Genomic DNA, 21,311 nt, shown 5'->3' with positions numbered 1-21,311 from the left:
GTAACGGAAGAGCAGTCAACGCCTAAAATGACCGCGCCATTGTGCGCCTTTGTACGCCCGGTCAATCCTATTTGTACGCAGCCGCCCACCCCTTTCGCGCCGATGCTATGGAAAACGCCGCAACGCCGTTATGGCCCCACGCCGCCCACCAGGGCCGAGCCGCGAACCGCATCCGCCATCACCCCGGCCGCAACCGGCACCACCCCGATGGCACCGCCCACCCTGATGGCACCGCCCACCCTGACGGCACCGCCCAGTCCGATGGCACCGACCAGCCCACCCACCGGCCCGCCTTATGCATCGCGACGGAAAAATGTGACGGTCGCAGCGGCGAGCAGGATCAAGGTCCAGAGCCCTGTCACGACTATTCCTCGTACGCCCTCAGCAGCCCGACCGGCATCCGGCACATAGGTCACCCACCGAGCACCCCCGCGCAGCAATGGCGCCGCCACGAAGAACCATCCGAGCAGAACCGTCAGGGCAGGAACGCCACCACGCATCAGCAACGCCACCGCTGCCGCCAGCAGCGTGACGAGGGTTAGATACCAGGCGTGCCCGGCCACGACACCGGCGACACCGCCCATCACACCCAGCACCGTCACCTTTGCGGCCAGGACCTTCCCTCGGCGCGGCACAGCGACAAGGCTGGTCCGCATCTGACCACCCGCATACTCCGACGCGACCGTGACAACTGCCAGCACCAAGAACCCGGCCTGCGAGTACTGCACGTCGCCCCTGGCCACGGCGATCAGCGCGGCGAGGCTCAGGAGGCTCAGCCAAGCCGCGGGCAGCGTACCCATCTTGAGGATCTCGGCACGCAGCGTCACGCGTCGCTCCGCTGGAATCGGTACGCACCCACCGCGAGGAATGCAATGGTCCAACCGAGCATGACCAGACCGCCGGTCACCGGGCCGATCTCCACTCCCGACGGTGAGTCGCGCAGGAACATGTGCGGTCCGGCCAGGTCGGGGAAGTAGTTGGCGGCGGGCACCACACGCGAGAGCAGATAGGTGAAAGAGACGACCGATGAGTTGAGCAGCAGCACCACCAGCGGCACGATGCCGTTTCGAGTCAGCAACGTCATCCCGTAAGCGATCAGCGCCGTCAGCACCCAGTAGACGATCAACCCGACGCCCCGCCCGACCACCCCGGGCCCGAGGTTCTCTCCCGTGCCGGCCAGCAGCGTCAACATGATCGCGGTCGCGAGCAGAGCCGTCGTGCCCACGGTCAGCGCCAACGCCACGGCCTTCGCCGCCAGGAACCGCATCCGGGACGGCACGGCGGTCAAGCTCGCCACGATCTGCCGGGTCGACGCCGCCTCCTCGCCGTCGTCGCGATACTCGCTGCTCACCGCCACCACGCCGAGCAGGATCGCACCGATGACCCCGAACATGAGCTCGAGGAACGCCACGTCGACGGCAGCACTGCGCTCGCTCGGCGCACTCACCGCCGCGATCGCCGGAGCGCAGAGAAGCCCGAGCGCCACCCCGGCCCGCGCCGACGGGAGCCGCAGAAGCTTGCACAGCTCCACCCACACGAGCCTCATGACGACGTCAACGCGAAGTACGCGTCCTCAAGCGAGCCGTGCCCGCCGGTGACGTCGTCCAGCGTCCCGCGAGCGGCGATCCGCCCACCACTGATCACCACGACGTCGTCCACGATCTCGGCCAGCTCACTCATCAAGTGGCTCGACAACAACACCGTCCCGCCTGCGCGCGCCCGCGTCCGAACCAGGTCGCGCACCCAGCGGACACCACCCGCGTCCAGCCCGTTGAACGGCTCGTCGAGCACCAGCACACCGGGATCCCCGAGCAGCGCCGCGGCGAGCCCGAGCCGACGACCCATGCCCAGCGAATACCCCCGTACATGTTTACCCGCCGCGGACTCCAGACCGGCCAGCTCGATCACCTCTTCGACCCGCCGCCGCGACAACCCGTTGCTCGCGGCAACCCACCGCAGATGGGCGCGCCCGGTGCGTGACCGGTGCGCGCCGCTCCCGTCGAGCACCGCACCGACACATGTCAGCGGTCTGCGCAGCGCGGTGAACGGGCTGCCATCGACGAGCGCGCGACCCTCCTGCGCGTGATCCAGGCCGAGCAGGATACGCAAGGTAGAGGACTTGCCTGCGCCGTTGGGGCCGATGAATCCCGTCACCCGCCCGGGCCGCGCCACGAAGCTGACGCCATCGAGGACGGTCACCCGGCCCCGCCGCTTACTGACGTTCTCGATCTCGATCACACCGCAATGCAACCGGATCAGGCCTTGCCGCACATCGGACCACGGCCCGTAAGACCCTGGTCTTACGTCTACGCTCCTGGTGATGAGCGCGACTCCGCGACCCGTTTCACCACTCGAGTTCATGCCACTCGCGGGCCTGGCCACGATGGTGCTGGCAGGCTCCACGTGCGCGGTCGGGGGCAGCGGCCCGTTCGCAGTGCTGATGCTCGCGTCGGTCGCCGTCCTGACCACAGCCATGGCGTCGTGGTCGGTCCTGCACGTGCGCCGCAACCGGCTGAACTACCAGGACCGGCTGGCCGCTTGGGCCGCCACGGAGGCCACCCTCGCGGAACGGTTACGCATCGCCCACGACCTGCACGACATCGTGTCGCACGGGCTCGGGCTGATCACCGTACGGGCGGCCGCGACCCGGCACCTCGCGCGCGGCGGCCCCGGCGACGACGCCGAGATGCGAGCGGCCCTCGCGGACATCGAGGACGCAGGCAGGCAGGCGACCGCGGAGTTACGGCGAATGCTGGCCGTGCTCCGCGCACCGGACGACCTGGGTCCGTTGCTGCCTCTGGAGACGCTGGCCCGCTTGCCGGAAATGGTCGCCGGTGCGGAGGTCGCGGGTCTGCGTACCCAATTGGAGATGGAAACGGCCGGGACGGTCTCACCCGGCGTGCAGGTAGCGGTCTGTAAAACCGTCCGGGAGGCATTGAACAACGCGGCGCGGCACGCCGGGCCGACATCCGTCGACATCCGGATCGCACAGGACGCGGGCGCGGTTCTCGTGACCATTCAGGACCACGGCCCCGGCGATGCCTGGAAACCGGCACCGGGCGCGGGTCACGGACTCGCCGCCCTACGGGAACGCATCACCGGACTCGGTGGCAGTTTCACCACGGGACCCGCGGGACACGGTTTCCGGGTGGTCGCGCGTATACCGGATGAGGTGGTCAGGTGACTGCTCCGGGCGTACGCGTCATGCTGGTCGATGATCAGCCACTGCTGCGCCGCAGCCTGGCAATGATCATCAACGACGCACCCGGCCTCGAAGTGGTGGCCGAAACCGACAACGGCCTGGACGCGGTGACAATTGCCCGCACAATCCGCCCCGACGTCATTCTCATGGACATCCGGATGCCCCACCGGGACGGCCTCGCCGCCACCCGCGACATCTGCGCCGAACCGTTACTAGCGCCGACCCGGGTCCTCGTCCTCAGCATGTTCGAGCTCGACGACTACGTCTATCAGGCCCTGCTCGCCGGCGCCTCGGGCTTCCTGCTGAAAGACACCCGCCCCCAGGACCTCATCGACGCGATCCACCGCACCCACCAGGGCGAATCCCTTTTCGCCCCCTCAATTCTCACCCGCCTGATCGCCCACTACGTAACAGCGCCACGCCTGCCGCAACCTGTCTCCGTGCGCGGCCTGACCAGTCGCGAGACCGAGGTTCTGACCCTGATCGGCCGAGGCCACTCCAACCAGGAAATCGCTGATCAACTCAACATCGCGGTCAAGACGGTCAAAGCACATATCACACACCTTCTATCCAAAACGTACGCCCGAGACCGCGCCCAACTGGTGATCGCCGCCTACAACGCCGCCCTCGTCCACCCAACCCCTTGAGAGACAATCCGCCGCCCGCCGTTTAAGGTGTCCGGACGTCCTTGCGCCACTCCCCCGACGAAAGGCACCCTCGTGACTCGGCAGATGAGCCGTTACGGGATCCGAGCCGCCTCGGTCGCCCTGCTGGTAGCAGGCACGATCACCGGCGTCTACGTCGGGCAGAACCGCCAGGACCAGGAAGAACTGAGCCAAGCCGCCTCGATCACCAACCTGGACATGGCCGAGTCCTACGCAGCCGACATGCAGCTGCTCAAACAACGCCAGAACGAACACGCCGCCGCCCGCTCCTGGCAGCGCCAGGCAGAAGGCCAGGCCGCCACCAGAGCCGCCACCGAGGCAAAAGCCGCCGCCAGCAAGGCCAAGAAAATCGAAACCCAGGTCATCGCCGCCAAGAAGGCCGACGAAGCCCGCAAGAAAGCCATCGAAAACGGCGGCCCCGTCCCCTACGACGGCCCCATCCCCTCCTCCTGCTCCGAATACAGCGGCAGCCGCGCCATCGGCTGCACCCTGACGTTGTCGGCCGGCTTCGGCCTGGACCAGTTCCCCTGCCTCGAAAAGCTCTGGACCAAGGAAAGCGGCTGGAACTACAAGGCCGCCAACCCGTCGGGCGCCTACGGCATCCCCCAGGCGTTGCCGGGCAGCAAGATGGCCTCCGCCGGCTCCGACTGGAAAACAAGCCCGGCCACCCAGATCAAGTGGGGCCTGGGCTACGTCAAGGGCCGCTACAGCACCCCCTGCGGCGCCTGGTCCTACTTCCAGGCCCACAACAACTACTGACCAGCTAACAGCGGCCACGCTCACCCACGAGCAAAGGGCAGCGTCACGGCGTGTTTCTTTCTAAGAGATGCTCGTACCCGCGCCGGAGCCGACGAACCGATTCAGCAATGGCTGCACGCTGAACTTTTATCACGTGCGGGCTCTGCCACCACCCGGCTCAGAGCCCAAGACGCACGCCCTCGCGCTTCTGCAAGCGGGTGGTCGACAGGATGGGCACATTCCGGATGGCCAGCCTCCATCAAGGGGTCCAAGGCTGCGGCGAGGCTTCACTGATAAAACGCCGACCTCCGCGCCAGCGCCGACGCGCGGCCCCACCCCAAGCGCACCCGTCCCACTCACCCGACCCCCGCACTGCGAGGCGTCCAGGGCTCGGCCCCCGGTAGCAGACATAACGAGACGACCCCCCACTCGCGCTTTCTGCGAGTAGGGGGCCGCTAGGACGACTCGTGGAGGTGTCTCGAAGCACGGTCCCTGAGCTGGAGGAAGGCGTCAGGCGGCGGTGCGCTTCGCCGCAGCCAGCGCCTCGCGGACGACCTGCGTGCTCGCCGGCGTACCGGGAAGCTCTCCGTAGGCACCGTAGGGAGTCACGTAGACCGGGGTGTCCCGCTGGGCGCGCCAGTTCTCGGCGAGCGGGCCGGCGTCCACGGTGTCGAAGCCGAGGCTGTCGAGGAGTTCGCTGACCGCCTGCTTGGCGGCGGCGTCGTCACCGGCAATCGGCAGTGCCGACCGGTCCGCACTATCTGCCGGCCGCGCCAGGGACCCCAGATGCCCGAACCAGATGTTGTTGAATCCCTTCACCACGCGGCTTTCCGGGAGGTGCTTCTGCAGCAGCTCACCGGTAGTGCTGGAGCCGTCCTCCAACTCGTCGAAGACACCGTCGCGCTCCGGGTAGTAGTTGTTGGTGTCGATGACCACCTTGCCCGCCAAGGGTTCCACCGGAACGTCCCGGTACGCCCGCAGCGGCACGGTCACCACCACCACGTCGCCAGCCGCGGCCGCCTCCGCAGGGGTAGCGGCGCGCGCCTTCGGCCCCAGCTCGGACACCAGGTCCCCAAGGGTCTGCGGACCCCGTGAGTTGCTCAGCACCACGTCGTGGCCAGCGGCGACCGCCAGCCGCGCCACTGTGCTGCCGATGTTGCCACTGCCGATGAGTCCGATCGTCGTCATGTCATCGGAAACCTCGGCGATCCCCCACCGATTCCGCCTGGCGGCACACCATGACAGTTGGCACACCGGGCGGGACGGTGGTGCGTGATCGGGCACGGCCCGATACGGCCGAAGGCGCCACCTGTGAGAGGTGACGCCTTCGGTGATCTTGCAGTGGAGGTGCCGGGAATCGAACCCGGGTCCTTCGTTGTTTTGTCAGGGCTTCTCCGAGCGCAGCTCACTATGCCTCTACTCGGCCCCACCGCTCACGTGAGCAAGTTGGTGTGACGGGCCCAGTCGCTGATTAATCTCGCCGCAAGGTCCCCGCGACCGGGACCTGTTGGCCAACCTCCTAGCTGATGCCGGAGTTCTGAGCCGGAGGTGTGCTCAGTCCGACAGAGTTAGCACTCGCTCAGGCGGCGAGGGCGAACTCGGTGCGCTTTGAATTGGCGCTTGTTGTTTTCCGACGACCGATTCTCGAGACGACGTCGGCTTCCTCGGCTCGCTTCCCCTGTCTCCACGTACGAAGTCGAAACCAGTCACCCCCTTGTAGGGCCACCGCGAACAGCGGCAGCCACACAAGACTAACGCGTCCCGCCCAGGACTTCATTCCGGTATTCAGCCGATCTTGCAGGATGTCCCTCGGGCGGTGCAGCTGGTGGGGGTGATCTTGTCCTTGACCTGCTTGTTTGCCGAGAAGCCGAAGGTGGCTGTGGCGCCGGGGGCGAGGGATCCGCCGGTGAAGGTGGTGCCGGTGAGCTGGGCGTTCCAGGCGTTGGTGATGTGGACGCCGGCGGTTGCGGCGTATGTCACATTGACACTCCAGTCGGTGGAGGCGGCACCGTTGTTGGTGACCTGGAGGTAGGCGATGAAGCCTGTGTCCCAGCTCGCGGAGGTCTGGTAACGGGCGCTCAGCACAACGGCTGGCGGCGGGGTGGTGGTTGTGGTCACGGCCGGCGTGGGCGATGACGAGACCGCCGCAGACCGGGATCGGGAAGGTGACGGCGACGGAGACGTCGACGGGGAGGAGGAAGCGGATGGTGAGGACGACCTGGAGGGCGAAGCGGAGGGAGAGGGGGAAGCGGAAGGTGAGGGCGACGGCACCACCAACGCTGCGGGGACGACCGAGGTGGAGGGCACCACGAGGCGGGGGCCGCTGTGGTGGGTGGGGCCTGCCGCCCGGACCGCTACCCACCCGACCAGCAGCACCAGCAGGAGTGCGGCGGCTGTGGTCAGGGAGTAGCGGGGGAGGCGAAGAACTCGGACTTGGTGCTTGCCGGGCAACGGCGGTCCCTTCGCGCGGTTGATCGATGCCGCGGGGAGGTTACCTGTCAGTCCATGCCTTTGCTACGGCGGCCCATGGCCTTGTTGATCTCTTTCTGGGCGTCTCGGCTGGCGAGGTCCTGGCGCTTGTCGTAGGACTTCTTGCCCTTGGCGAGGCCGAGTTCGACTTTGGCGTACCCATTGTCGAAGTAGACCTGGAGCGGGACGAGGGTGACGCCGTCGTCGCGGAGCTTGCCCATCATCTTGGCTATCTCCTCGCGGTGCAGGAGGAGTTTGCGGACGCGGCGTGGCTCGTGGTTGGTCCAGGTGCCCTGCGTGTACTCGGGGATGTGCATCCCGTGCAGGAAGATCTCGCCGTTGTTCTCGTGGCCGAACGCGTCGACGAGCGACGCGCGGCCAGCGCGCAGCGACTTGACCTCGGTGCCGGTCAGCTGCATACCCGCCTCGTAGGTGTCGAGGATCGAGTAGTCGTGCCGCGCCTTACGGTTCGAGGCCACGACCTTGCGCCCCTGTTCGCGCGGCATGGTGTCACTCCCAATACAAGAAAAGGGCCTGACCGTCCGGCCAGGCCCCGCAATCTTACCGTTGCGCTAACAGAAACAGCTCGGCAGATATTTGAGCGGATTCTTCGGTACGCCGTAGAAGCGCGTCTCGAAGTGCAGGTGGTACCCCGTGGACGCCCCTGTGGTGCCCACCTTGCCGATGACCTCGCCGCGGCGGACGTACTCTCCGGGGTAGACCATGATTTTGGATTGGTGGCCGTAACAGGTGGAGAAGCCCTTGCCGTGGCTGAGGCACGTGTAGTTGCCGTAGCCGCCGTTCCAGCCGGCCCGGATGACTGTTCCGCTCGCTGCCGCGTGGATGGGTGTGCCGCCTGGCGCCGCTATGTCCGTGCCCGCGTGTAACTGGTAGACGTGGTAGTACGGGTCGTAGCGGGAGCCGAAGTCGCTGGTCTTCCAGCCGTGCACGGGCATGAGCAGGGCGCCACCGGAGTAGGCCGCGCCGCCGCCGTTGCGGTCGTCCCAGCCACGGAGCGCGTTCTGGATCCGGGCTTCCTCGGCCTTGGCCTGTTCGTATTTCGCGAGGACCGCGGAGCGCTGTGAGCGTGCGACGTGCAGGGCGTCCTTGCGGCTCTGGGTCAGGTGGATCACTGCGGCCCGGGCCTGCTCCGCAGCCTTCTGGGCGGCCCGTGCGGCGTTCAGCTTCGCGGTTGCCTCACGCTCGGCGTCCTCGGCGGTGCGCTTGGCGAGTCCGGCCTTGTCCTGTTCGATACGCGCGGAGCGCCGCGCCGCCATGAACTGGTCGACGCCTTCCTGCTGTTTCTGCATGACCTGACCGACGAGGTCGAGCCGGTCCATGGCGTCCCGGGGTCCGGTGGCGTCGACGAGGACGTTGATGGCGGCGAAGTTGCCACCCATGTACGTGGCCGAGGCGATCTCGTCGACGCGTTCGCGGGCCTGGTCGACCTGATCCTGCGCGGCCTGGAAGCTCGCGGCGGTGATCTCGAACGCCGCCTGGGCAGCGTCCGCCTTGCGCCGGGCTGTAGCGGCCTGCACGGAGGCGGCGACCACAACCCCTCGGGAGGTGGCCACCTTCTCCTGGGCTGCGGGCAGCGCTGCTGTGGCGGCCTCGAGGCGGCGGGCGGCGTTGCGGGCGGTCACGGTGGCGTCCTCGAGGATGGCCTCCGCCCGGTCCACGGCCTTCGACGCTCGTTTCGCGTCGTCCGACGGGTCGGCCCACGCGGCGCCGGGTGCGGCCACGGCCGGTGCGGCGAGGCAGAGCACGCTGAGACAGAGAACCAGCGTGGCACGCAGCCGGCTATGTCGCTGTTTGGACCCCACGAAAAGTCACCGTACTACGACTCTTCGTAACTATCAGTCAAAACCGCCCAAACAGTAATCGCCGCGCATCCTGCGTACGGAATGCGCGGCGATCTTGACTGTGATTCGGCCCTGGGAGCCTTAGACCTTGAGGTAGAAGCGCAGGGTGACCCACGCTGTGATCGCGCTGACCAGGGCTCCGACGCCCGCGAGCAGCGGCAGCATCAGCCACACGTTGCCGTCGGGGATCGGGGTGAGCACGTTCGTCAGGGCCTGCAATCGGCCGTCGAGGAGCGTGACCTTGCCGACGAAGATGAACACGAAGCCCAGGATCGCGCCGATCAGACCGGCGACCACCGCCTCGAGCACGAACGGCGCCTGGATGAACCAGTTGGACGCGCCGACGAGTTTCATGACCGCGACTTCCCGGCGCTTGCTGTACGCCGCGACCTGGATGGTGTTACCCACCAGGAGCAACGCCGCCAGCGCCATGAAGCCGGCCACGATCAACGCCATCACCTGGATCGCGTTGAAGATCTTGAAGACCTTCTCCAGCAGCTCACGCTGGTCGACGATGTCCTGGATGCCCTGCTGACCCTTGATCTGGTCGGCGAACGTGGAGTACTGCTCGGGGTCCTTGAGCTTCACCCGGAACGACTCGGGGAGGCTGTCCGGGCCGACCGACTTCACGAAGTCGGGCGAGTCGCGCCAGAGGACCTTGAACTTGGCCAGGGCGTCTTCACGGCTCTCGTAGGTCTTCGACTGCACGAGCGGGTTGCTGTCGATCGACTGGTCGATCGCCGCGCGCTGCGCCTCGGTGACGTCGTCACGGAGGAAGATCGAGACCTCGATCTCGCCGTAGTAGAAGCTCTTCATCTGGTCGACCTGCATGTACATCAGCACGCTGGCGCCGAGCATCGTGAGCGACACCGAGAGAGTGATGATCATGGCAACCGTCATGGTGACGTTTCGCCAGAGGCCGACCAGCACCTCGTTGAGGATGTATTTGGCGCGCTGCATCGGGGGTTCCTTCCGGGACTCCGCGTTCTTCGATCAGGTGTGCAGGGTAGGGCGCGGGGCCCGGACTCAGCCGTAGACGCCGCGGGCCTGGTCGCGGACGATGCGACCACTCTCGATCTCGATGACCCGCCGGCGCATCTGGTTGACGATGTTGGAGTCGTGGGTGACCATCACGACCGTCGTGCCGGTCCGGTTGATCCGGTCCAGCAGCCGCATGATCTCGATGGACGTGTCGGGGTCCAGGTTGCCCGTGGGCTCGTCCGCCAACAGGATCAGCGGCCGGTTCACGAAGGCCCGGGCCACGGCGACACGCTGCTGCTCACCGCCGGAGAGCTCGTGCGGGTAGCGGTGCTCCTTGCCGCCGAGACCGACGAGCTCGAGCACCTCGGGAACGACCCGCCGGGCGACAGCCTTGGTCTTACCGATCACTTCCAGGGCGAAAGCGACATTCTCGTACGCGGTGCGGTTCGGCAGGAGCCGGAAGTCCTGGAACACGCAGCCGATCGAGCGACGGAAGTGCGGGACCTTCCACGACCGCAGCGTGGTGACGTCCTTGGCGTTCACCACGACCTTGCCCCTGGTGGGAGCCACCTCGTGCAGCAGCAGCTTGATGATCGTCGACTTCCCGGACCCGGAGGGACCGATGAAGAAGACGAACTCACCCTTGTCGATACCGACGCTGACGTCGTCCAACGACGGCCGCGACGCCTTTGGATACGTCTTCGTCACGTTCTCGAGCTGAATCACGGGTCGAGAGTCTACGCGGTGTAACGAAAACTCCAAGCCCAGCGGTCACCATCTTTTGCACATCTACCGGCAAGATCCGCACGCGGCGTGAGCGCCGTCTGACTCTTCGTTTAGACGGCGTGTCGCCCCTATCGGACGACCGGGCACTGACGCGCTCAGCCGGCGATCTGGGTCTGCTTACGCCACCGGATGCCCGCCTCGATGAATTCGTCGATGTGGCCGTCAAAAACCGACGGCGGGTTGCCGGTCTCCTGCTCAGTGCGCAGATCCTTGACCATCTGGTAGGGGTGCAGGACGTACGAACGCATCTGGTCACCCCACGATCCGGTGGTGTCCTGCTTGAGGCCGGCCATCTTGGCCTCCTCCTCCTGGCGCTTGCGCTCGAGCAGCCGGGCCTGCAGGACCCGCATCGCCGAAGCCTTGTTCTGAAGCTGCGACTTCTCGTTCTGACACGTCACGACGATGCCCGTCGGAATGTGCGTGAGACGCACGGCGGAGTCCGTGGTGTTAACGCTCTGTCCACCAGGCCCCGACGAACGGTAGACGTCGGTCCGGATTTCGTTCTCCGGAATGTCGATGTGGTCGGTCTGTGCCACAACAGGCATCACCTCGACACCGGCGAAGCTCGTCTGGCGGCGGCCCTGATTGTCGAACGGGCTGATCCGGACCAGGCGGTGGGTGCCGGATTCGACGCTGAGCGTGCCGAACGCGTAGGGCACCTTGACCGCGAAGGTGGCGGACTTGAGGCCCGCCTCCTCGGCGTAGGAGGTGTCGTAGACCTCGGTGGGGTAACCGTGGCGCTCAGCCCACCGCAGATACATCCGCAGGAGCATCTCGGCGAAGTCGGCTGCGTCGACACCGCCGGCACCGGCGCGGATGGCGACCACTGCCTCGCGGGAGTCGTACTCCCCGGACAGCAGGGTGCGGACCTCCTGCGCGTCGATGGCCTTCTGCAGGCTCAGGATCTCGGTGCCGACCTCGTTGACGGAACCCTCGTCGCCCTCGGCCTGGGCCATCTCGAGCAGCAGGGCGGCGTCGTCGAGACGACTGCGCAGCGATTCCATCTTCGAGATCTCGCTGGCGGCGTACGAAAGCTTGGAGTTGACCTCCTGGGCACGGGCCTGGTCGTCCCACAGGTCGGGGGCGGAGGCCTGCTCCTCGAGCTCAGCACGCTCCCGCCGCAGCCTGTCGAGGTCGAGCACGTTCTCGATATTGCGGAGGGTGGCGTCGAGCGCCTTGAGCTGGTCAGGAAAGTCGGCTGCACTCACGACTGTTAAGAATACGCCGCCCGGCCGCTGTTGCGGCCGGGCGGCCCATGCTGCGTAATTCCGTCATCACTCCGCAGGTGCGGCCTTGAGCCAGGTCAGAGCCGCCTTGTGGTACGCGACCGCGAACTCGAGCGCCGCGGCACCGTACTGATCGCCGGCCTTTTTGGCCTCCTTGGCCTGCTCGCGCGCCATCGCCAGGGCCTCGGAGTGATACTCGTTGGCACCGGTGTAGAGCGTCTTCAGCTGGCCGCCCGCGTGCTGCTGACCGAATGCGACGCGCAACGCGACCGGGTTACGGATCGCGTCACGGCCGGGAGATTCGGCGAGCCACCGGCTGAAAGCACGTTTGCCGGGGGCGGTGATGGCATAGGGCTGGCTGGACCGCGGTCCTGGCTTGCCGAGGCGGACGTATCCCATCTCGGCCAGGACCGGCAATTCGCGGTAGACCTGGCTCCGCGTCATCGACCAGTAAGGCCCGAGGCGGCGTTCGGCAGCCGCCATGAGCTGTCCGCCGGTCATCGGCCCGTCGTGGAGCAGACCGAGCAGAGCGGCAGCCGTAGGGTTGATTTGAGAGTCGGGCATGCCTTCTAAGCTGCCACTTTGTCGCTGCGGCGTCCAGGATTTCGCCCGATCCGTCCAATTTGCGTCTCCACATACGACTGTCCCGCACAGACAGTCCGACCACGAGGGTCGTGACCGGGCGTTTTGCCGTTGTGAACGAGTCTCGGGGGGTAAAATGGAGCGCGAAATCGGTCAGACGGCGCTCGAAGTCCGGAACCGCTTCAAAACTGGCGGATCGCCGGGTCCGATGTGACGCGAAATTTCTGAAGAAACGACTTTCGGGACAATCAGCCCATCTAGGACTCGCCGCCGCCTCCACCGAGCTCGCGGCGGCGGCCCGCGTACCCTTTGGCCATGCCTTCTCCTTCGCGGGGCATCCTCTCCGCGCTCTCTCTGGCGTTCACGGGGTTGCTGTGGGCGGCCGGGATGCTCTGGTCGGCCCGGGTCTCGATCACCGGTCAGACAGACGCCGAAATCGAGGTCACCTCCACGGCGTACGCGATGCCCGGCACGGTCTCCGCGATGCTCGTCGCCGGCGCGGCGGTCGGCCTGGCCGTCCTGGCCCTGGTCTCGCGCCGCGGCCGTGAGGTCGGCACCACCGTGCGCTTCGTGATCTCCACCGGCAGCGGCGTGATCATCGGCGGCCTCGGCGCGCTCGCCATCATCACGATCAACACCGAGGGCTGGATCTACGCGGTCACCGGCGGCACGATCGCAGCGGCAGCGACCATCGGTGGCGCGCTGGCCGGACTCCCCCGCCAGCGGATCACCGCGGCGGTCAGCTGGGCAGCGATCGCGGTCTTCCTGGTCGGCATGGTGCTCGCGTTCCTGCAGGACGACCTGCTGCCGGTGTTCGGCGCGGGCAGCAGCTCGGCGTCACAGGCCAACGCGGCCAGCTACTGGGGTTACGCGCAGGGCATTCTCGGTGGCCTGGCCGCCGGCCTCATCACCTACCGCCTGCTGCGCAAGGACAAAGGCCTGCGGTGGCCGCTCTTCGGTCTGGCGGGCGCCGGGCCGGGCCTGCTCCTGGTTCTGGGAGAGATTCTCGTACGCACGGCAGGTGCGCGGGTGTTCGATCTCGCTGGACGGGTGAGCGTGCTGGACTCGACGATCCAGACCATGCTGAGCGGGACCCGGCTCAACAACGCTCTGATGGTGCTCTTCGTCGGCGCGTTCACGGCCATCGTGGCCGTCGGGCGCACCCTCAGCTCCCCCGCCGACGTCGAGCCTGCCCCCAAGCCGTCCCGGCGGGCCGCTCCCGTCACGGCGCCCGCCTCCTCGACCACTGACGCTGACCAGATCGAGGAAGCCGCCCGCGCGGAGTAGTGCATCAGAGGAGCTCGTCGAGCTCCGTCACGGCGTACCACTCGAGCTCGTGATCCTCGGCGCCGTCGACTGTGAACTGGGCGTCGGGGTCACCGGCCAGCGCCTCCAGCACCACCTCAGCCGCGGCGGCGACCTGTTCGGCGGCGTCGGCACTGTCCACGTGGATCGCGGCAACGGACTTGATGGAGAGCGGCTGCGGCAGCGTCACCATGCTCGACCCCAGCTCGTTGTCCTCCCGCACGAGGGCGCTCGCCGGGACGTCGGCGGAGACCACGACCCGCCGGCTCGGAGCCTTCGGGTCGTGGCGCAACAGCTGCAGGGCGGCCTGGGCGGCGCGGGTGAACGCGACGTACTCGAGCTCTTCCTCGTCGCCCTCCGCGTACCACTCGCGCAGCCCCGGGGTGACCGTGTGGCCCTCCGTGACGGGCAGCTGGCCGGACTCCTTGAGCATGGCCAGCAGGGGCACAGTGGCCGGCACGTAGACCCGGACCTGCTCGGTGATCGGCACTTTTGTCTCCCCGACGTCGTGGTTGCTCCCCTTTATCTCATCAGCAACCGCAGGCGTCCGTGGCAGGGGCTGTCAGCGGGTCCGGAATTCGGGTGACGTCGCCGGTGGGCGTACGCAGCGCAAAGCCCTCCCGGATCCAGTACTCGACACCACCGAGCATCTCGCGGACCTCATAGCCGAGCTTGGCGAACTCCAGCGCGGCCCGGGTGGCACCGTTGCACCCCGGCCCCCAGCAGTACGTGACGACCGCCCCTTCGATCTCATGTGCCCGGCCTGCGATCTCCGCGGTCGGCATGTGCACCGCACCGGGCAGATGCCCCTGGTCCCAGGCCTGCTTCGAGCGTGAGTCGACCAGCACGAAGCTGCCCGGCTCGGCGTTGCGGACATCGGCCACGTCGGTCTGCGTGGCAAGGCGTTCGGCGAAGATCTCCGCTGCTGTTCTCATGCCCACAACGCTATTTTCGCCGCCGTGTGATCAACATCCCGACTCCACGGCGCTGAGCTGCTTTTGCACCCGCATCCACGGTAGTTTCCGCGAGTGACCGTTGAAACCGCACTTGACCGTACGGACTGGCGCCTGCTCGCCGAACTGCAACGCGACGGCCGAGCCACGTTTGCGGAACTCGCCCGCGCCGTGGCGATGTCACCCAGCGCCGTAGCCGAACGGGTCCGCCGCCTCGAGGAGACCGGAGTGATCGCCGGCTACCGGGCTTCGCTGGACCCTTCGCGGATCGGCTTCGACGTGATGGCCTTCGTCCGGCTGCGCTACCCGACCGGCAACTACAAGCCGTTCCACGCCCTGCTGGACACCACACCCGAGATCGTCGAGGCCCACCACGTGACGGGCGACGACTGTTTCATCCTGAAGGTCCTTACCCGCTCGATGCGCCACCTCGAAGAGGTCACAGGCCGGATCGCGGGCCTCGGCGCCGTGACGACGAGCGTCGTCTACTCCAGCCCGCTGCCGGGACGCGCCCTTTCCTCAGGGGACCTCACCTGAGTCAAACGGTGGCAAACTAATGCTCATGAGCGAAGGGCCCGAGGAGAAGCGTACGGAGCCGAGGTTCCTGCTGCTCTCGGACGTCGCCACCGAGCTGAACGTCTCGGACTCGCAGGTCTACCACATGGTCCGCAGCGGTGAACTCCCCGCGATCAAGGTCGGTGGCCGCGGTCAGTGGCGCGTGGAACGCGCCAAGCTCGAGGAATACATCGAGCAGAAGTACGCCGAGACGGCCGAGTGGGTGCAGGACAACCCGCTCACCGACTGAGCTCACACCCCCGCCCTGCCGCCTCCGCGCGAAGTTATCCACGGGGTTATCCACAGGTTCTGGAAGTGGCATTGACCGGTCGCCGCGCGCACCTCGACACTCGTAGTCGTAGGCAAACGAAGGCAAACCGAAGGATCGGGGTGCAACGTGTCGATCGCTGAGCTGGCACAAACAGGACCAAAGCCGGGAATCAACCTGCGCCGGGCTTACGTCGTCGACCCGCCCTTCGACCACTTTCCGGCCGGCACTCCTGGGGATTCCAGCCGTGGGCTTCCTTCTGGGGACCGCAGCCGTGGCCTTGCTTCCGGAGATGACCGGCGTGACCCCTTTCCGGGGGAACTTGCGCCTGATCTTTCCCTTGAGGAGCCCAGGCCCAATTTTTCTCCTGCGGACCTTCGCCCTGATCCTTCTCCTGGCGTCAGCCCTGGTTTTTCTCCTGGCCTCAGCCCGCGCACCTCCGGCCCCAGCCCGCGCACCTCCGGCCCCAGCCCGCGCACCTCCGGCCCCAGCCCGCGCACTTCCGGCCTCAGCCCGCGGCTCACTTCCGGTCTCAGGTCTGGCTTCTCTCGCGGCCTCGGTGCTGCTGAGCTCGAGGCTGACTTCGATCCGCCCGCGCTGGAGCCCGCCCCGACGCGCCTCGGTGCCGCCCCGCTCACCCTCGCCACCCGCCAGCAACCCTCCACAACGGTCCCGGCACGGCGGCTGCCCCTCCCCTCCACCCCGACAGAAGCCGAAGCAGCGGTCCACCACTTCGCGAATTCCTGCGTCGAAGTGGTCAACGGCTACCGCCCCGCGGCGCACCTGCAGAAGCTCGCCCAGCCCCGAGAAGCCCCGACGGTGATAGCCCAGGCCCTGATCGCAGCCCAGCGAGTGGCAGCAGACCGCCAGGACGCCCACCAGTCCCCACGCCGCCGGCCCCCGTCCCCGGTCGCACTGGTCCACATGACCACCTGCGAACCCCACCCGTCAGCCATAGAAGCAGCAGTGGTCCTGGTCTCCCCCGAACGAACCTGGGCCCTGGCCTTCCGCCTCGAACACATCTCCAACCGCTGGCTGGCAACCACCATGCGCCTCGTCTGACGACCCAACGCCGTCATCCCCCGGGGCGTCCGCTGAGCACCACAGGCGGCGGCCGTCCTGGGCCTCACCCCGTATGCCCGACCAACCCGCGCGGGCGTGTGCACACCCAGCCCTACATGGGCGCGGTGCGTCCATCCCCGCGCGGGGCGTGGCACATCCATACCCGCGTGGGCGTGGCGCGTCCATCCCCGCGCGGGGCGTGGCACATCCATACCCGCGTGGGCGTGGCGCGTTCAGCTCCACGCGGGTCTGGGCGTGCTCAACCCCACCCGGGGTCTGGGCGTGCTCAGCCCCACCCGGGCATGGGCAAGGTCAGCGAGGGGGTTGAAAAGTGGTCAGCCAGGTGGTTAGGAGGGGCAACACGGCTCGGAGGTCGGTGCCGTCCGTTGCCGCGTGGGCGGCGGCGCGTGCTGTTGGACTTGCGTTGAAGGCGATCGCCATTCCCACCTCGGCGAAGAGAGGCAGGTCCGAACGGCTGTCACCGATGGCAGCACACTGCGCCGGCTTCACGCTCAGTTCGGCGGCGGCACTCATCGCGAAGTCACGCTTGTCCAGCTCATCGAAGTGCTCGGCTACCTCACCGGTGTAGCGGCCACCGATGACCTCCAGCCGCGGACCGCTCGCACGGTCGAAGCCGAAACGCCTACACAGATAGGCACCCACGGCATCCCACGCCAACGTGGCCAACACCGGAGCAAAGTCGTGCTGCCGGCACCAGTCGACGGTCTCCGCGATGCCGTCGACGAGCGGCAGTGAATCCAGGATGGCGCGCACCTCGGCCGGAGTTCGCGTCGCCCAACCGCGGGCGTCCAGGACGGAGACCTCCTGGTTGCTCAGGCTCCCGGCCGCATAACGGGCCTCGGCCTCCCGCACAACGCCGGCGTGACCGAACGACTCGGCCAGATGCTGCCCACTGCTGGTATGCGGCACCAGCGTCCCATCGACATCAAAGAAGACCACTCCGCGCACCACAGCCCGAAGGCTAGGCCATCACCAGAGAGACCCAACCCAGGAAACCCGGTCCAGGAAACCCGGCCCACGGAGCCCGCCCCACAAGACCCAACCCACGGCCTCAGCCCTCAGCCCTCAGCCCTCAGCCCTCAGCCCTCAGCCCTCAGCCCTCAGCCCTCAGCCCTCAGCCGAAGGATCCCAAGCCCACGGAACCCGCCTACAAAGCCCCCGGACCCCAGCCAGGGAACCCCCAGCCCAGAAAGCCCCCGCCCAGCGAACCCAGCCCGGGGAACCCAGCCCCTCGAACCCCGACGGCCGCGGCCCACCGACCCCCGAACTAAACGGCCCCAACCCGCGGCACCCGGCCCACGGTCCAGGGCCCGGCACCGGAAGCCCAACCGACGCAGCCCGGGCTCCCGCAAAGCCCAGCCGGACGCCGACGGCAGTGACCTATGGATGGCCCCGGACGAGGAAATCAAAATCCCGACGCTGGTCATCCACGGAACGAAGCCCTACCCATAGAGCCCGGCCCAAGAGCCCGACCACAAAGCCAGGCCCACAGCGCCCTATCCACGCGAGACAGAAGCCCGACCCCAATTACGCGAAACGGCCCCCACGCGCCGCGTAGAGCGGGCGTGAGGGCCGGTCGGGGAGCTGGCTGAGGGTTAGCTCGGGGCTCCGTGGCAGCGCTTGTACTTTTTGCCGGAGCCGCAGTAGCAGGGGGCGTTGCGGGAGGGGCCGTTGCCGGCCTCTGCCTGGCCTGAGGTGCGGTTCTGGGTTTGGCGGTGGGCGCCGGTGTGGGCGGGGCTGGCCGGGATGACCGGGGCTGTGCCGATGCCCAGGGCTGGGGCCTGTTGTTCGGGCTCCTGCTGGATCTGGGGGGCGCCGGCGCCGGCTTCGCCGTCGATGGTGGGGGCTGTGTACTGGAGTTGCTGGGGGCGGCGGGCGGGGCCGCCCAGGCCCTTGGCTCGGACCTCGACGTGCTGCTCCGGCTCGTTGGCTCGGGGCATGGCGACTGCCTGGCTCGGGTCGAGGGTGACCGTGGGGGATTCTTCGACCTGGACTTCGAGGTTGAAGAGGAAACCGACCGCTTCTTCCTTGATGCCCTCCATCATCTGGTTGAACATGTCGAAGCCCTCGCGCTGGTACTCGACGACCGGGTCGCGCTGGGCGTAGGCCCGCAGGCTGATGCCTTCCTGCAGGTAGTCCATCTCGTAGAGGTGTTCGCGCCACTTGCGGTCGATGACCGCGAGGAGGACCTGGCGTTCGAGCTCGCGGACGGCTTCCTCGCCGAGTTCGTCCTCGCGGGCCTGGTAGGCCGCTTGGGCTTCTTCCTTGATGCGCTCGATGAGCCATTCCTGGTCGATGGCGGAACGTTCGCCGCCGGACTGCTCGACGACGTCCTCGATGGTGAGGCTCAGCGGGAAGAGGCGCTTGAGGTTGGTCCAGAGCTGGTCGAGGTCCCAGTCCTCCGCGTAGCCGTCGGAGGTGGCGGCGCGGACGTACTCGGCGGCCGTGTCATCGATCATGTGCTGGGCCTGGTCGTGCATGTCCTCGCCGTCGAGGACGCGCTTGCGCTCGGCATAGATGACCTGGCGCTGCTTGTTGAGGACCTCGTCGTACTTCAGGACGTTCTTGCGGATCTCGGCGTTCTGGGCCTCGATCTGGGTCTGGGCGCTGCGGATCTGGCGGGTCACCATCTTCGACTCGATGGGGACGTCCTCCGGGATGTTGAAGCGGTCCATGACCGCCTCGACAGCACCGGCGCGGAACCGCTTCATCAGGTCGTCCTGCAGCGACAGGTAGAACCGGGACTCGCCCGGGTCGCCCTGACGGCCGGAGCGGCCGCGGAGCTGGTTGTCGATGCGGCGGGAGTCGTGGCGCTCGGTGCCCAGGACGTAGAGACCGCCGGCGCCGATGACCTCGGCGGCCTCGGTCTCGCAGGCCTCCTTGACCGAGGGCATGACCTCTTCGAGGGCCTTGGCGTATTCCTCGGGGCTCTCGACGGGGTCGAGGCCACGCTGGTGCAGCTCGGCCGCGGCCAGGAACTCGGGGTTGCCGCCGAGCAGGATGTCCGTGCCACGGCCGGCCATGTTGGTGGCGACCGTGACGCCGCCCTTGCGGCCGGCCTGGGCGATGATCGTCGCCTCCTGCGCGTGGAACTTGGCGTTCAGCACACTGTGCGGGATGCCGCGGCGGCGCAGCAGGGTCGAGAGGATCTCGGAATTCTCGACCGAGACCGTGCCGACGAGCACCGGCTGGCCGGTGGCGTGCCGCTCGGCGATGTCCTCGATGACCGCGTTGAACTTGGCCTTCTCGGTCTTGTAGATGACGTCCGGGTGGTCGAGGCGGATCATCGGGCGGTGCGTCGGGATGCTCACGACACCGACCTTGTAGACCTGGTTGAACTCGCCGGCCTCGGTCTGCGCCGTACCGGTCATGCCGCCGAGCTTGCTGTAGAGGCGGAAGTAGTTCTGCAGCGTGATGGTCGCCAGGGTCTGGTTCTCCTGCTTGACCTCCACGCCCTCCTTCGCCTCGATGGCCTGGTGCATGCCCTCGTTGTAGCGGCGCCCGTGCAGGATGCGGCCGGTGAACTCGTCGACGATCAGGACCTCGCCGTTGTCGTCGACGATGTAGTCCTTGTCGCGCTTGTAGAGCTCCTTCGCCTTGATGGCGTTGTTCAGGTAGCCCACCAGCGGCGTGTTGACCGACTCGTAGAGGTTGTCGATGCCGAGCCGGTCCTCGACGCGGGACACGCCGCGCTCGGTGATGGCGACGGTGCGCTTGGCCTCGTCGACCTCGTAGTCGAGCTCACCCTCCTTGCCCTTCTGCAGGCGGTTCACGATGGCGGCGAACTCGCCGTACCACCGCTGGGAGTGCTCGCCCGGGCCGGAGATGATCAGCGGGGTGCGGGCCTCGTCGATGAGGATCGAGTCGACCTCGTCGACGATGCAGAAGTTGTGGCCCCGCTGGACCAGCTCGGACGCCGACCACGCCATGTTGTCGCGCAGGAAGTCGAAGCCGAACTCGTTGTTGGTGCCGTAGGTGATGTCGCACGCGTACGCGGCGCGGTGCTCGGCCGCGGGCCGGTTGGGCAGGATCACGCCCACGGTCAGGCCGAGGAACGAGTGCACCCGGCCCACCCACTCGGCGTCGCGCTGGGCGAGGTAGTCGTTGACCGTGATGATGTGTACGCCTTCACCGCTGAGCGCGTTGAGATAGGCGGGGAACACGCCGGTCAGGGTCTTGCCCTCACCGGTCTTCATCTCCGGGATGTTGCCGAAGTGCAGCGCGGCGCCGCCCATCAGCTGGACGTCGTACGCCCGCTGTCCGAGCACCCGGCGGGCACCCTCACGAGCCACGGCGAACGCCTCGACGAGCATGTCGTCGAGTTTCTCACCGTCGGCGTAACGCTGCTTGAACTGTTCGGTCCACTCCCGCAACTCGTCGTCGGTGAGGTCGGTGTATTCGTCCTCAACCGAGTTGACCGCTTCGGCGATCGCCTTGAGGCGGCGTACCATGCGGCCTTCGCCTGCGCGGAGGACTTTTTCGAAAATCGACACGGGTCAACGCTCCCCTAGACGGTCTGCCGAACCATCGTAGGCGTCTTCTCTGCGCACCGGTGAGCCGAGCCTCGGGTTAACCTCGCAAAGGGCATAAAACCCGGCAGTTAGTTCGCTGAGAGCGGAGCGCGCAACCCGTTGGC

The 21,311-nt window shown here is 67.3% G+C and carries 23 protein-coding genes and 1 other RNA gene; 8 read left to right on the top strand and 16 right to left on the bottom strand.

All coding sequences use genetic code 11. The features are described from left to right. Positions 1-293: 293 nt before the first annotated feature. From Aco04nite_RS12865 to Aco04nite_RS12855, 3 genes are read right to left on the bottom strand one after another with little or no spacing between them, the layout of a single operon-like run. Complete coding sequence (locus tag Aco04nite_RS12865) at positions 294-827, bottom strand: hypothetical protein (RefSeq protein ID WP_212997469.1); 534 nt, start codon at positions 825-827, stop codon at positions 294-296. Further along, positions 824-1,546, bottom strand: a complete 723-nt coding sequence (locus Aco04nite_RS12860) for a hypothetical protein (RefSeq protein ID WP_212997468.1) — start codon at positions 1,544-1,546, stop codon at positions 824-826. Before Aco04nite_RS12860 ends, Aco04nite_RS12865 begins: the two co-directional genes overlap by 4 nt. Then, positions 1,543-2,238 (bottom strand): ABC transporter ATP-binding protein, encoded by a 696-nt coding sequence (locus Aco04nite_RS12855; protein ID WP_212997467.1) that lies wholly within the window; start codon positions 2,236-2,238, stop codon positions 1,543-1,545. Before Aco04nite_RS12855 ends, Aco04nite_RS12860 begins: the two co-directional genes overlap by 4 nt. 82 nt (positions 2,239-2,320) lie before the next feature. On the opposite strand from Aco04nite_RS12855, the gene Aco04nite_RS12850 reads away from it, so the two are divergent. From Aco04nite_RS12850 to Aco04nite_RS12840, 3 genes are all read left to right on the top strand, one after another. Continuing rightward, positions 2,321-3,184, top strand: coding sequence for a sensor histidine kinase (locus tag Aco04nite_RS12850; protein ID WP_212997466.1), 864 nt, complete (start codon positions 2,321-2,323; stop codon positions 3,182-3,184). A gap of 20 nt (positions 3,185-3,204) precedes the next feature. Continuing rightward, the gene (locus Aco04nite_RS12845) at positions 3,205-3,849 is read left to right on the top strand and encodes a response regulator (RefSeq protein WP_212997718.1); all 645 of its coding nucleotides are present in this window, start codon (positions 3,205-3,207) and stop codon (positions 3,847-3,849) included. A gap of 72 nt (positions 3,850-3,921) precedes the next feature. Beyond that, on the top strand, positions 3,922-4,626 hold the full coding sequence (locus Aco04nite_RS12840) for an aggregation-promoting factor C-terminal-like domain-containing protein (RefSeq protein WP_212997465.1): 705 nt from the start codon (positions 3,922-3,924) through the stop codon (positions 4,624-4,626). A 489-nt stretch (positions 4,627-5,115) separates the two neighbouring features. Here the strand turns inward: Aco04nite_RS12840 and Aco04nite_RS12835 are convergent, their stop codons facing one another. The 3 genes from Aco04nite_RS12835 to Aco04nite_RS12825 all read right to left on the bottom strand — a co-directional run bounded on the left by Aco04nite_RS12835 (position 5,116) and on the right by Aco04nite_RS12825 (position 6,723). Next, positions 5,116-5,793: an NADPH-dependent F420 reductase gene (locus tag Aco04nite_RS12835; protein ID WP_212997464.1), complete on the bottom strand. Its 678-nt coding sequence runs from the start codon at positions 5,791-5,793 to the stop codon at positions 5,116-5,118. 151 nt (positions 5,794-5,944) lie between these two features. Then, positions 5,945-6,319: a transfer-messenger RNA gene (ssrA, locus tag Aco04nite_RS12830) on the bottom strand. 71 nt (positions 6,320-6,390) lie between these two features. Further along, on the bottom strand, positions 6,391-6,723 hold the full coding sequence (locus Aco04nite_RS12825; protein ID WP_212997463.1) for a cellulose binding domain-containing protein: 333 nt from the start codon (positions 6,721-6,723) through the stop codon (positions 6,391-6,393). Between Aco04nite_RS12825 and Aco04nite_RS12820 the strand changes: the two genes are divergently transcribed. Next, complete coding sequence (locus Aco04nite_RS12820) at positions 6,716-7,015, top strand: hypothetical protein (protein ID WP_212997462.1); 300 nt, start codon at positions 6,716-6,718, stop codon at positions 7,013-7,015. The two genes, Aco04nite_RS12825 and Aco04nite_RS12820, sit on opposite strands and share 8 nt — an antisense overlap. Positions 7,016-7,103: 88 nt before the next feature. Here Aco04nite_RS12820 and smpB read toward each other — a convergent pair whose 3' ends face one another. From smpB to Aco04nite_RS12790, 6 genes are all read right to left on the bottom strand, one after another. Next, complete coding sequence (smpB, locus tag Aco04nite_RS12815) at positions 7,104-7,580, bottom strand: SsrA-binding protein SmpB (RefSeq protein ID WP_203842625.1); 477 nt, start codon at positions 7,578-7,580, stop codon at positions 7,104-7,106. A gap of 66 nt (positions 7,581-7,646) precedes the next feature. After that, the gene (locus Aco04nite_RS12810) at positions 7,647-8,897 is read right to left on the bottom strand and encodes a M23 family metallopeptidase (protein WP_244875948.1); all 1,251 of its coding nucleotides are present in this window, start codon (positions 8,895-8,897) and stop codon (positions 7,647-7,649) included. Between the two features lie 120 nt (positions 8,898-9,017). Beyond that, the gene (ftsX, locus tag Aco04nite_RS12805) at positions 9,018-9,896 is read right to left on the bottom strand and encodes a permease-like cell division protein FtsX (RefSeq protein ID WP_203842626.1); all 879 of its coding nucleotides are present in this window, start codon (positions 9,894-9,896) and stop codon (positions 9,018-9,020) included. 66 nt (positions 9,897-9,962) lie between these two features. Continuing rightward, positions 9,963-10,643 carry a cell division ATP-binding protein FtsE gene (gene ftsE / locus Aco04nite_RS12800; RefSeq protein ID WP_015619257.1) on the bottom strand — a complete coding sequence of 227 codons (681 nt, stop codon included), beginning with the start codon at positions 10,641-10,643 and terminating at the stop codon, positions 9,963-9,965. 155 nt (positions 10,644-10,798) lie between these two features. Then, on the bottom strand, positions 10,799-11,911 hold the full coding sequence (gene prfB, locus Aco04nite_RS12795; protein WP_212997461.1) for a peptide chain release factor 2: 1,113 nt from the start codon (positions 11,909-11,911) through the stop codon (positions 10,799-10,801). A gap of 66 nt (positions 11,912-11,977) precedes the next feature. Next, a complete protein-coding gene (locus tag Aco04nite_RS12790) occupies positions 11,978-12,493 on the bottom strand; it encodes a PadR family transcriptional regulator (protein ID WP_203842628.1) in 516 nt (171 codons plus the stop codon). A gap of 333 nt (positions 12,494-12,826) precedes the next feature. Here Aco04nite_RS12790 and Aco04nite_RS12785 point away from each other — a divergent pair, with 333 nt between their 5' ends. Next, positions 12,827-13,798, top strand: a complete 972-nt coding sequence (locus Aco04nite_RS12785) for a hypothetical protein (RefSeq protein WP_244875947.1) — start codon at positions 12,827-12,829, stop codon at positions 13,796-13,798. Between the two features lie 4 nt (positions 13,799-13,802). Here Aco04nite_RS12785 and Aco04nite_RS12780 read toward each other — a convergent pair whose 3' ends face one another. Beyond that, the gene (locus Aco04nite_RS12780) at positions 13,803-14,306 is read right to left on the bottom strand and encodes a DUF6912 family protein (RefSeq protein ID WP_438874911.1); all 504 of its coding nucleotides are present in this window, start codon (positions 14,304-14,306) and stop codon (positions 13,803-13,805) included. A 40-nt stretch (positions 14,307-14,346) separates the two neighbouring features. Continuing rightward, positions 14,347-14,751: a rhodanese-like domain-containing protein gene (locus tag Aco04nite_RS12775; protein ID WP_212997460.1), complete on the bottom strand. Its 405-nt coding sequence runs from the start codon at positions 14,749-14,751 to the stop codon at positions 14,347-14,349. 93 nt (positions 14,752-14,844) lie between these two features. Here Aco04nite_RS12775 and Aco04nite_RS12770 point away from each other — a divergent pair, with 93 nt between their 5' ends. The 3 genes from Aco04nite_RS12770 to Aco04nite_RS48800 all read left to right on the top strand — a co-directional run bounded on the left by Aco04nite_RS12770 (position 14,845) and on the right by Aco04nite_RS48800 (position 16,654). Further along, entirely contained in the window at positions 14,845-15,306 is a 462-nt protein-coding gene (locus Aco04nite_RS12770) for an Lrp/AsnC family transcriptional regulator (protein ID WP_212997459.1), read from the top strand. Between the two features lie 25 nt (positions 15,307-15,331). Then, the gene (locus tag Aco04nite_RS12765; protein WP_212997458.1) at positions 15,332-15,574 is read left to right on the top strand and encodes a helix-turn-helix transcriptional regulator; all 243 of its coding nucleotides are present in this window, start codon (positions 15,332-15,334) and stop codon (positions 15,572-15,574) included. A gap of 147 nt (positions 15,575-15,721) precedes the next feature. Continuing rightward, positions 15,722-16,654, top strand: coding sequence for an Rv3235 family protein (locus tag Aco04nite_RS48800; protein WP_244875946.1), 933 nt, complete (start codon positions 15,722-15,724; stop codon positions 16,652-16,654). Between the two features lie 312 nt (positions 16,655-16,966). Here Aco04nite_RS48800 and Aco04nite_RS12755 read toward each other — a convergent pair whose 3' ends face one another. Together Aco04nite_RS12755 and secA are read right to left on the bottom strand one after the other, a co-directional pair. Beyond that, positions 16,967-17,626 carry an HAD family hydrolase gene (locus tag Aco04nite_RS12755; RefSeq protein WP_212997456.1) on the bottom strand — a complete coding sequence of 220 codons (660 nt, stop codon included), beginning with the start codon at positions 17,624-17,626 and terminating at the stop codon, positions 16,967-16,969. Positions 17,627-18,270: 644 nt separating this feature from the next. Further along, on the bottom strand, positions 18,271-21,168 hold the full coding sequence (gene secA / locus Aco04nite_RS12750) for a preprotein translocase subunit SecA (RefSeq protein WP_212997455.1): 2,898 nt from the start codon (positions 21,166-21,168) through the stop codon (positions 18,271-18,273). Between the last annotated feature and the right edge of the window lie 143 nt (positions 21,169-21,311).

This window comes from Winogradskya consettensis, assembly GCF_018332715.1.
Taxonomy (GTDB): domain Bacteria; phylum Actinomycetota; class Actinomycetes; order Mycobacteriales; family Micromonosporaceae; genus Actinoplanes; species Actinoplanes consettensis.
The sequence above is the reverse complement of the archived record's forward strand: the minus strand, read 5'-3'. Positions and strand labels throughout refer to the sequence as shown.

Excerpts from the sequence above, each read along its gene's own strand:
- ftsX (WP_203842626.1), bottom strand. The coding sequence starts at position 9,896 with ATGCAGCGCGCCAAATACATCCTCAACGAGGTGCTGGTCGGCCTCTGG.
- Aco04nite_RS12860 (WP_212997468.1), bottom strand. The coding sequence starts at position 1,546 with ATGAGGCTCGTGTGGGTGGAGCTGTGCAAGCTTCTGCGGCTCCCGTCG.
- Aco04nite_RS12790 (WP_203842628.1), bottom strand. The coding sequence starts at position 12,493 with ATGCCCGACTCTCAAATCAACCCTACGGCTGCCGCTCTGCTCGGTCTG.
- Aco04nite_RS12850 (WP_212997466.1), top strand. The coding sequence starts at position 2,321 with ATGAGCGCGACTCCGCGACCCGTTTCACCACTCGAGTTCATGCCACTC.
- Aco04nite_RS12845 (WP_212997718.1), top strand. The coding sequence starts at position 3,205 with ATGCTGGTCGATGATCAGCCACTGCTGCGCCGCAGCCTGGCAATGATC.
- Aco04nite_RS12775 (WP_212997460.1), bottom strand. The coding sequence starts at position 14,751 with ATGAGAACAGCAGCGGAGATCTTCGCCGAACGCCTTGCCACGCAGACC.
- Aco04nite_RS12835 (WP_212997464.1), bottom strand. The coding sequence starts at position 5,793 with ATGACGACGATCGGACTCATCGGCAGTGGCAACATCGGCAGCACAGTG.
- smpB (WP_203842625.1), bottom strand. The coding sequence starts at position 7,580 with ATGCCGCGCGAACAGGGGCGCAAGGTCGTGGCCTCGAACCGTAAGGCG.
- Aco04nite_RS12785 (WP_244875947.1), top strand. The coding sequence starts at position 12,827 with ATGCCTTCTCCTTCGCGGGGCATCCTCTCCGCGCTCTCTCTGGCGTTC.
- Aco04nite_RS12765 (WP_212997458.1), top strand. The coding sequence starts at position 15,332 with ATGAGCGAAGGGCCCGAGGAGAAGCGTACGGAGCCGAGGTTCCTGCTG.